This window comes from Micromonospora sp. NBS 11-29 (assembly GCF_002140155.1).
GTDB lineage: Bacteria > Actinomycetota > Actinomycetes > Mycobacteriales > Micromonosporaceae > Micromonospora.
The window spans coordinates 50,023-60,079 of the sequence record NZ_NAPR01000033.1 but is presented as its reverse complement, the minus strand read 5'-3'; the positions used below and the strand labels follow the sequence as shown (position 1 = coordinate 60,079).

Sequence of the window (10,057 nt, the reverse complement as noted above, 5' to 3'; positions counted from 1 at the left end):
CGGCCGTTCAGTGTGGTGTTGTTCGACGAGATTGAGAAGGCCCACCCGGATGTGTTCAACACGCTGCTGCAGATCCTGGAGGACGGGCGGCTCACCGACGGTCAGGGCCGGATCGTGGACTTCAAGAACACGGTCATCATCCTGACCACCAACCTCGGCACCCGCGACGTGGCCAAGGCGGTGTCGCTGGGCTTCCAGGCCTCGGAGGACTCCGAGTCGAACTACGACCGGATGAAGCAGAAGGTCAACGACGAACTCAAGCAGCACTTCCGGCCCGAGTTCCTCAACCGCATCGACGACACCATCGTCTTCCACCAGCTACGCGAGATCGAGATCCTCTCGATCGTCGACATCATGATCCAGCGCATCGAGGGCCAGCTACGTAACAAGGACATGGGCCTGGAGCTGACCGACAACGCCAAGAAATACCTGGCGAAGAAGGGCTTCGACCCCGTCCTCGGCGCCCGTCCCCTGCGTCGCACGATCCAACGCGACATCGAGGACAACCTGTCCGAACGGATCCTGTTCAACGAACTGACCCCCGGCCAGATCGTCGTCGTCGACTGCGAAGGCGACCCAGACAACATCGACAAGTCCAAACTCGTCTTCCGCGGCGCCGACCGCCCCGACGCCGTACCCGACGCCGTACCGGCAGACCTCGGCGCCGCCGCCACCGGCGCAGACGAATCCGCCGCATAAGGCGGAACTGTTTCCAAGGCGACGGCCCCGGTCGGCGAAAGCCACCGGGGCCCTCGCCTTCCCCGCCCTCACCCCGTGATCAAGGAGTTTGCGTCGCGGATCGTCCCCCGTTCCGACGCAAACTCCTTGATCACCGCAGGGAGTGGCGCGGAGTGGCGGCATCCGCACGCTCGGCAGGACGCCAGGTCGGCGAAACGGCGGCATCCACACGCCCGGAACCACCACATCGGCGAAGTCGCCGCCCACCGCCCCACCACAACGCCAGGTCGGCGGAACGGCGGCATCCACACGCCCGGATACCACCACATCGGCGAAGTCGCGGGCCCACCGCCCCGCCACACCACCAGATCGGCGGAACGGTGGCATCCACACGCCCGGATACCACCACATCGGCGAAGTCGCGACCCACAGCCCCACCACAACACCAGATCGGCGAAACGGCGGCCCGCCGGTACGACGGAAGGGCAGGGCACCGCGGCCGATCTCCCGCGACGTGCGGCGCACCGCCTGAACCGGCGGGCCGGTGGGCCGGCCCGGTCGGGCCGGGGCACGGCCGCCCGCTCAACGGATGGGTGCCGGAGCGAAGGCCGAGCGGCCCAGCTCGGCGAGGTGGGCACGGGTCACCCCGTCGCAGAGCGCACCGGCCAGGCCGGCCGCGTACGCGTCGGCCGCGCTCACCCCGAGGCGCGCGGCGAGCGCGTACTCCCGGGACAGGTCGGTGCCGAACATGGCCGGGTCGTCGGTGCCGATGCTGCACGCCACACCGGCGGCTCGCAGCCGGGGCAGCGGATGTTCGTCCAGGGTGCGCACCACCCGGGTACGCAGGTTGGAGGTCGGGCAGACGTCGAGCACCACGCCGCGTTCGGCGATCTCGGCCGACACCCGGGGGTCGTCGGCGGCCCGGAGGCCGTGTCGCAGCCGGGCCGGCCCGTGTCCGAGCGCCTCCCGGACCGACGCCACCCCGGTGGCCTCCCCGGCGTGCGGCACGAACCCGAGCCCGCCGTCGCGTGCGATCGCGATGGCGCGTGCGTACCGGGACAGGCCGCCCGCCGTCTCCCGGCCGCCGATCCCGAATCCCACCACGCCCCGGTCGCGGTACCGGGTCGCCTGTCGGGCGCACTCCTGCGCCAGCGCCGGGTCCAGTTCCCGGTCGATGTCGGGGGTGAACCGGACCAGGACGCCGTGCCGCTCGTGCGCCTCCACCGCCCCGTCGGCGTAGCCGCCGAAGATGTCCGCCCACCGCACCCCGCGCCGCACCCGCTCGGCCGGGGAGAAGATTCCTTCCAGGTACACCGCGCCGTGTCGGGCGGCCTCGGCCGCGTAGTCCACCACCACCCGCCGGAAGTCGTCATGTGTCCGCAGGCAGTTGGTGGTGGCGATCCACACCTCGATGAAGTGCGCGAAGTCGACGAACCGGTAGTGCTCCGCCAGCTCGGCCTCGGTGCGGGCCGGCAGGGGCGAACCGTTGCGCCGGGCGATCGCCAGCAGTGTCCGCGGTCGGACGGTGCCCTCGAGGTGCACATGCAGTTCGATCTTCGGGGTGGTCGCCGTCCGGCCGGTCACGCGGAGACCGGCAGGAGGTCGGAGGGAGTGGCCCGGCGCAGGCCGGCCACCAGCCGCACCGGCTCGACGGAGAGCACCGGGGGGTCGGTCGGCTGCGGCGGGCGCAGCCGCATCGCCACCCGGTCCGGGCGCAGCGGCGGATTCGGCACGACGAACTCGGCCCACCCGACCAGGTAGCTGTCCGGGATCTGGTCGACGAGCGCGGCGGTGGCGGTCCAGCGGCTCTTGAGCAGCAGCATCTGCGCGCGGTAGCGGCCGGGGGGCAGCCCGGCCGGCAGCCGGACCGGGCCGAGGCCGGCCGCCGCGCTCCAGTGCGACGCTTCGGGCTCGGCGGCGGCCGGCACCACGCTGACCAGGACCGTTCCGGCGGTGGCGGCCAGCCCACCGCGTACCACCGGATGCAGCACGACGCCGGGCCCGCGGCCGAGCGGCCGCGGCCGGACCGCCGGCTGGATCAACCAGCCCACCAGCGCGCGGACCTGGCGTCGGAACTGCTCCGGGGGTACGCCCACCAGCCGGGTGAACTGGGTGGTGAAGCTGCCGACGCTGGTGTAGCCGACGCGGGCGCTGATCGCCCCGACGGTGAGCCGGGAGTGCAGGAGCAGCCGCCGCGCCTGGGCCATCCGCAGGGCCGCGAGGAAACGGGCCGGTGTTTCTCCGGTTACGGTGCGGAAAATTCGGTGGAAATGGAAGGGGCTGAACAGCGCGGTGCGGGCCAGTTCGGCCAGCGGCAGCGCGCCGCCGAGATCGCCGCGCATTCGTTCGATCGATCGGATCACCGCCATTCGATGGCGATTTCCGCACGGCAGTACCACGGCTGATGACATTCTGCTCCCCCAGGTTCTGCGTCCGCGACGAAACCGTCCCGTAGTCTCCGGCCGCACCCTTGAATAAATCTTGATTTTCATATAGCGAATCGTGGATCTCGCGACCGGCCCGCTTGGCGATCNGGTCGCCGGCCGCCGAGCGCGGACCCAGCCGATCCGCTCGGCCGGACCGGCCGACGGCGACCGCCAACAGAGCAAGGTGCGAGAAGACAGCGTGTCCACCGTCCGCAATCATGGTCCGGTAGCCGCCCGGGATGCCGGACAACAGGGCCGCGGCGATCCGGATCAATTCCCACACGTCGATTTGTGGCGGTCAACTCCTATGTGTCGGGGAGGATTTATGCCCGCTCCGTGGTTGGCGCTGCGGCGCCGCCTGCTCACCCCCTCTCCACGACAGACGGAACTGCGCAGGCGCGGCTTCCGGGTGAAGGACGAGACGGCGCGTCAAGCGCTCGAATCCGCCGGCCGCAGTTTCGTCGACGGTTTCGGGTACGCGGCCGGCACCCCCGCTCCCGCGAGCGCCGAACCCCTGCTCGACGCCGTGGACGCGCCCCTGCGCGGTTTCGCGTACGAGGGGGCGGCGATGGCGTACGCGCTGATGGCCGGGCTCGGGCTGGGCGACCGCACCGGGGAGTTCCTGGCCGGCGGCGGGCAGCGTCACCTCTACATGGCGCACGTCGGCGCCGGCTGGGCGCTCGCCCGCCTGCCCCGCGTCCGCTGGCGACGGGTGCTGCCCGCCGATCCGCTGCTGCGCTGGCTCGCCTTCGACGGCTACGGGTTCCACCAGGCGTACTTCCGCACCGACCGGTACGTCCGCCGGCAGTACCGCGACCCGGCCTCGACCTGGCCCTGGCCGGAGCTGCGCGGCTACGCCGGGCACGCCGTCGACCAGGGCATCGGCCGGGCGCTGTGGTTCGTCTGCGGCGCGGACGTGCCGCACGTGGTGCAGACCGTGCACGGCTTCGCGCCCGAGCGGCACGCCGACCTGTTCAGCGGGGTGGGCCTGGCGGCCACCTACGCCGGCGGGGCGAGCGACCGGGAACTGGCGGAGCTGTCCCGGCTCGCCGTCCGGCACCGGGCCGCACTGGCGCAGGGGTCGGCGTTCGCCGCCAAGGCCCGGCTGCGGGCCGGTCTGGTGACCGACGGGACCGGCCGGGCCACCGCGGCGCTCTGCGCCGCCACCTGCGAACAGGCCGCCACGATGACCGACGACGCCCTGCGCAACCTGCCCACCGACGTCGACGGCCGACCCGCGTACGCGGTCTGGCGTCAACGCATCGCCGACGAGTTCACCCTGCTGGGGAGGCACTGACCGATGACCCCGATCAGACACTGGGCCCGGCGGCAGGCGGCCGGACTGGTCGCCGTCGTGCTCATCGCCGGCATGTTCCTCATCGCGCACACACCGGAGGCCTCCGGCGCGCAGCGGCGGGCGATGGCCGACGCGTACCGCTTGACGCCGTTCTCCGTCGCGCTGCCCGGCGGCTTCCCGCAGCAGACCATCCGCAAGGTCAACCAGGACTACCGGCACATCGCGGCCTGGATCTCCTCGGTCGGCGCCGGGGTGGCGATGAACGACCTCGACGGCGACGGCCTGGCCAACGACCTGTGCCTGACCGACCCGCGGATCGACAAGGTGGTGGTGACACCGACCCCGGGCGCGCGGTCCGAGCGGTACGCCCCGTTCGCCCTGGACCCCGCGCCGCTGCCGATGAACGAGCACGTCGCCCCGATGGGCTGCGCACCCGGCGACTTCGACGAGGACGGCCGGATCGACCTGCTGGTGTACTGGTGGGGGCGCTCCCCCGTGCTCTTCCTGGCCCGCCCCGACCAGCCCCGGCCCGGTCCGGCGGCGTACCGGCCGGTGGAGCTGGTGCCGTCCCGGGTGGACGGCGGCGGCCGGTACGCCGGTGTCCAGTGGAACACCAACACGGTGACCACGGCCGACTTCGACGGCGACGGGCACCTGGACATCTTCGTCGGCAACTACTTCCCCGACGGGCCGGTGCTGGACGAGACCGTCAGCGGCGGCGTGTCGATGAACCGCTCGATGTCGTGGGCGACCAACGGCGGTCTGGACCACCTGCTGCGCTTCACCGGCGTCGAGCCGGACGGCACCCCCCGCTTCGCCGACGTGCCGGGCGTCTTCGACCGGTCGGTCTCGGCCGGCTGGGCGCTCGCCGCCAGCGCCCAGGACGTCGACGGCGACCAGCTCCCCGAGCTGTACGTGGCGAACGACTTCGGGCCGGACCGGTTGCTGTACAACACCTCCACCCCCGGCCGGGTGCGGCTGAACCTGGTGGAGGGCGAGGAGAGCCGGGCGTTCGTGCCGAAGTCGAAGCGGCTCGGCCACGACTCCTTCAAGGGGATGGGGGTGGACTTCGGCGACCTCGACCAGGACGGGCTGTACGACCTGTACGTCGGCAACATCACCACCTCGTTCGGTATCCAGGAGAGCAACTTCGCCTTCGTCAACACCGCCCGGGACGTGGCGGACCTGCGCCGCCAGCTCCGCGCCGGCGGCGCGCCCTGGCACGACCGCAGCGCCGCGCTGAACCTGGCCTGGAGCGGCTGGAGCTGGGACGTCAAGCTCGCCGACTTCACCAACCGGGGGCTGCCGGACATCGTGCAGACCAGCGGCTTCGTCAAGGGCACGGTGAACCGCTGGGCGCAGCTCCAGGAACTCGCCACCGCCAACGACACGCTGCTGGAGCACCCGGGGTGGTGGCCGCACGTGGAGGCGGGCGACGACATCGCCGGCGGGCAGCACCTGCGCTTCCACGTCCGGGGCGACGACGGCCGGTACGTCGACCTCAGCGGCGAGCTGGGGCTCGCCGTGCCGGTGCCGACCCGCGGCATCGCGGTCGGTGACGCGGACGGTGACGGGCGGCTGGACATGGCGGTGGCCCGGCAGTGGGACGCCCCGGTCTTCTACCACAACGACAGCCCCGACACCGGGGCGCAACTGAGCCTGCGTCTGATCCACGAGGGGACCGGCGGCACGGCGGGACGGCCCGGGTCGCCGGTGGTCGGCGCGTCGGTCACGGTGACCACCCCGGACGGCCGGACGCTGCTGGCCCGGGTCGACGGCGGCGGCGGGCACTCCGGCCGGCGCAGCTTCGAGGCGGTCGCCGGGCTGGGCCGGGTCGACGGGCCGGTACGGGTGCGCGTCGACTGGCGGGACCGCGCCGGCACCGCGCACCAGCAGGAACTCCAGCTCACCCCGGGTCGGCACACGCTGACCCTCGGCGCCCAGGCCAGGGAGGCGACGTCATGACCGGCAAGGCACCCCGCGACCCGCGGGTCATCGCACTGCGCAACTTCGCGATCTCGATCTCCGTGCTGAACGTGCTCGGCTACGCCGTTCTCGGGTTCGAACAGGCGCCGCTCTGGCCGGTGGCCGCCGTGCTCACCGCGTACCTCACCGAGATCACCCTGGAGATCGTCGGCGCGCGGGGAGAGGGCCGGGCACCCCGGTTCACCGGCCGGGGCGTACGCGGGGTAGTGGAGTTCCTCTACCCCGCCCACATCACCGCGCTGGCGGTGAACATGCTGCTCTACGCCAACGACCGGATCCTGGTGACGCTGTTCGGGGTGGTCGTGGCGATCAGCGGCAAGTGGTTGCTGCGCGCCCCGGTCAACGGGAAGCTGCGGCACTTCATGAACCCGTCGAACTTCGGCATCAGCGTGGTGCTGCTGCTGTTCCCGTGGGTCTCCATCGCCCCGCCGTACCAGTTCACCGAGTACCTCAGCGGCTGGGTCGACTGGGTGCTCGTGGTGGTCATCGTCAGCCTGGGCACCCTGCTCAACGCCAAGCTCACCGGACGCATGTGGCTGATCGGCAGTTGGCTGCTGGTCTTCGCCGCGCAGGCGGTGTTCCGCGGGCTGGTCCTCGACACCGCCATCCCGGGGGCGCTGGGCACCATGACCGGGGTGGCGTTCGTCCTGTTCACCAACTACATGGTCACCGACCCGGGCACCACACCGTCGCGGCCCGCGTCGCAGGTCGCCTTCGGCGGCGGGGTCGCGGTCGTCTACGGGATCCTGACCGGCGCGTCGGTGGTCTACGGGCTCTTCTTCGCCACCGCGATCGTCTGCCTGGTCCGGGGCGCGTTCCTCTGGTCGCTGCACCTGTCCCGGCGCGACCGGCGGGAACGGTCGGCGGAAGCCGACGCCCGGAGCGCGCCGCTGGTGGCCGACGTGCCCGCGCCGGAGCTGGCCGACCGGGTCCCCCAGGGGGCGGCGGCCCGCGCCTGAGCACGGGCGCGGCACCGGGCACACACGTCGAGGAGGGGGCATGGACGACCTTGCCATCGTGGGGATGAGCTGCCGGTTCCCCGACGCCCGGTCCGCGGGCGAGCTGTGGGAGAACGCGGTCGCGGGACGGCGGGCGTTCCGCCGGATGCCCGCGGGGCGGCTGCGCCCGGAGGACTACTGGGACCCCGACCCGACCGTCCCGGACCGCACCTACGCGCGTACCGCCGCGGTCATCGAGGGGTACGCGTTCGACCGGCTCGCGTTCCGGGTCGCCGGCAGCACCTACCGGGCCACCGACCTCACCCACTGGCTGGCCCTGGACGTGGCCGCGCAGGCGCTGGCGGACGCGGGTTTCCCGGACGGGGCGGGGCTGCCCCGCGACCGCACAGCCGTGGTGGTNCGTACGTGCGGCGCGTGGTCGGCGCGGCGCTGCGCGGCCAGGGGTGGTCGACCGCCCGCCTCGGCGAGTTCCTCGACGGGCTGGAGGAGACCTACAAGGCGCCGTTCCCGCCGGTCGACGAGGACACCCTGGCCGGGTCGCTGTCGAACACCATCGCGGGGCGGATCTGCAACCACTTCGACCTCGGCGGCGGCGGGTACACGGTGGACGGCGCCTGCTCGTCGTCGCTGCTGTCGGTGGTGACGGCGTGCCGCAGCCTGGCCGAGGGGGACGTCGACGTCGCCGTGGCCGGCGGCGTCGACCTCTCCATCGACCCGTTCGAGATCGTCGGCTTCGCCAAGACCGGCGCGCTCGCCCGGCGCGAGATGCGGGTGTACGACCGGGACTCCGACGGGTTCTGGCCGGGTGAGGGCTGCGGCATGGTGGTGCTGATGCGCCGACGCGACGCGGTGGCGGCCGGCCGGCGGATCTACGCCACGATCGCCGGCTGGGGCGTCTCCTCGGACGGGCGGGGCGGGATGACCCGGCCGGAGGTCGGCGGCTACCGGCTGGCCCTGGACCGGGCGTACCGGCGGGCCGGGTTCGGCATCGACACCGTGCCCGTGTTCGAGGGACACGGCACCGGCACCGCCGTGGGCGACGCCACCNNGCCGACCCGGCGGGCGCGCCGGCCGCGATCAGCTCGGTGAAGGCGCTGATCGGGCACACCAAGGCCGCCGCCGGGGTGGCCGGCCTGATCAAGGCCGCCCTCGCGGTGCACCACCGGGTGGTGCCGCCCACCGCCGGCTGCGTCCGTCCACACCCCGAGTTCACCGAGGGACGGCCCGCGCTGCGGGCGGTCCCGGCCGCCGAGGCGTGGCCCGAGGGCGCGGCGGCGCGGATCGGCGTCACCGCGATGGGGTTCGGCGGGATCAACACGCACCTGGTGCTGGAGGGCGGGCCGGCCCCGGCCCACCGGGCGGAGACCGAACGGATCACCCTGCTGGGCCGGACCGCCCAGGACGCGGAGCTGCTGCTGCTCGACGCCGACCGGCCCGCCGACCTGCGCGACCGGGTACGGGAGCTACGACCCCTGGTCGCCCGGTCGTCGTACGGCGAACTGGCGGACCTGGCGGCGCTGCTGCGGCAGCGGCTGGCCGGACGGGCCTACCGGCTGGCGGTGGTCGGCGGCGCGCCCGACGAGGTCGAGCGGCGGCTCGGCGCGGCGGCGGACGTCCTCGACGCCGGGGGCGACGCGCTGATGGCCGACGGGGTGTTCCTGCACCACGTCACCGGGCCGGCCCGGATCGGCTACCTGTTCCCCGGCCAGGGCTCCGGGCGCAGCACCCGGGGCGGGGCGCTGCGCCGCCGCTTCACCGCGGCGGACGAGGTGTACCGGGCCGCCGGCCTGCCGGCGGACGCCGACGGGGTGCGGACCGAGGTGGCCCAGCCGCGCGTCGTCACCGGTTCGCTGGCGGCCCTGCGGGTGCTGGACGACCTCGGGGTGGGCGCCACGGTCGCGGTCGGGCACAGCCTCGGCGAGCTGACCGCGCTGCACTGGGCCGGCTGCACCGACGCCGCGACCCTGCTGCGCATCGCCGCCGCCCGGGGCGCGGCCATGGCGCGCTGCCCGGAGCCGGGCACGATGGCCGGCATCGCCGCGGACGCCACCGTCGTCGAGGCGCTGATCGGCGCCGAACCGGTCGTGGTCGCCGGGTACAACGGTCCGCGGCAGACCGTGGTCTCCGGGGCCCGCGACGCGGTACGCCGGGTCTGCGCGTCGGCCGGGGCGCGCGGCCTGGAGTGGGCCGAGCTGGTCGTGTCACACGCGTTCCACTCGCCGCTGATGCGCCCGGCCGAGCGGGAGTTCGCCGCCTGGCTGGCCGAGGTGCCGTTCGCCGCGCCGCGCCGGCCGGTCGTGTCCACGGTCACCGGCTCTCCGCTGCCGGCCGGGGTGGACGTCCACGACCTGCTACGCCGGCAGGTGACCGGGCCGGTCCGCTTCGCCGACGCGGTCCGGGCCGCCACCGACACCGGCGTGGACCTCCTCGTCGAGGTGGGGCCGGGGCGGGTGCTCAGCCGGATGGCACTCGACCTGACCGACGTGCCGGCGGTCGCGGTCGACACGGATGGGGCCTCCCTCGCCGGGCTGCTGGCCGCGGTCGGGGCGGCGTGGACGGTGGGCGCGCCGGTGCGGCTCGACGCCCTCTTCGCCGGCCGGCTGATCCGCCCCTTCGACCCGGCCGCCGAGCCGCGCTTCTTCACCAACCCGTGCGAGGCGGCCCCGGAACTCGCGGTCCCGGCCGCCCGTCCCACCCCCACGGCCGAACCC

At 73.6% G+C, this 10,057-nt stretch carries 6 protein-coding genes and 1 pseudogene; 5 read left to right on the top strand and 2 right to left on the bottom strand.

Features of this window, described 5'->3' with window-relative positions; all coding sequences use genetic code 11:
• A partial coding sequence (locus tag B1205_RS28390; protein ID WP_176308854.1) for an AAA family ATPase occupies positions 1 to 699 on the top strand: 699 nt, incomplete at its 5' end.
• A gap of 561 nt (positions 700 to 1,260) precedes the next feature.
• Here B1205_RS28390 and add read toward each other — a convergent pair.
• Both add and B1205_RS28380 read right to left on the bottom strand, forming a co-directional pair.
• On the bottom strand, positions 1,261 to 2,262 hold the full coding sequence (gene add / locus B1205_RS28385; protein WP_089158394.1) for an adenosine deaminase: 1,002 nt from the start codon (positions 2,260 to 2,262) through the stop codon (positions 1,261 to 1,263).
• The gene (locus tag B1205_RS28380; protein WP_176308853.1) at positions 2,259 to 3,020 is read right to left on the bottom strand and encodes a helix-turn-helix domain-containing protein; all 762 of its coding nucleotides are present in this window, start codon (positions 3,018 to 3,020) and stop codon (positions 2,259 to 2,261) included. Before B1205_RS28380 ends, add begins: the two co-directional genes overlap by 4 nt.
• 409 nt (positions 3,021 to 3,429) lie before the next feature.
• On the opposite strand from B1205_RS28380, the gene B1205_RS28375 reads away from it, so the two are divergent.
• The 4 genes and pseudogenes from B1205_RS28375 to B1205_RS32640 all read left to right on the top strand — a co-directional run.
• Positions 3,430 to 4,401, top strand: a complete 972-nt coding sequence (locus B1205_RS28375; protein WP_089158392.1) for a DUF1702 family protein — start codon at positions 3,430 to 3,432, stop codon at positions 4,399 to 4,401.
• Between the two features lie 3 nt (positions 4,402 to 4,404).
• Positions 4,405 to 6,366, top strand: coding sequence for an FG-GAP repeat domain-containing protein (locus B1205_RS28370; RefSeq protein WP_089158391.1), 1,962 nt, complete (start codon positions 4,405 to 4,407; stop codon positions 6,364 to 6,366).
• Positions 6,363 to 7,346 (top strand): enediyne biosynthesis protein, encoded by a 984-nt coding sequence (locus B1205_RS28365; protein ID WP_089158390.1) that lies wholly within the window; start codon positions 6,363 to 6,365, stop codon positions 7,344 to 7,346. Before B1205_RS28370 ends, B1205_RS28365 begins: the two co-directional genes overlap by 4 nt.
• A 40-nt stretch (positions 7,347 to 7,386) precedes the next feature.
• Positions 7,387 to 10,057 (top strand): annotated as a pseudogene (locus B1205_RS32640) (beta-ketoacyl synthase N-terminal-like domain-containing protein); the annotation flags it as partial.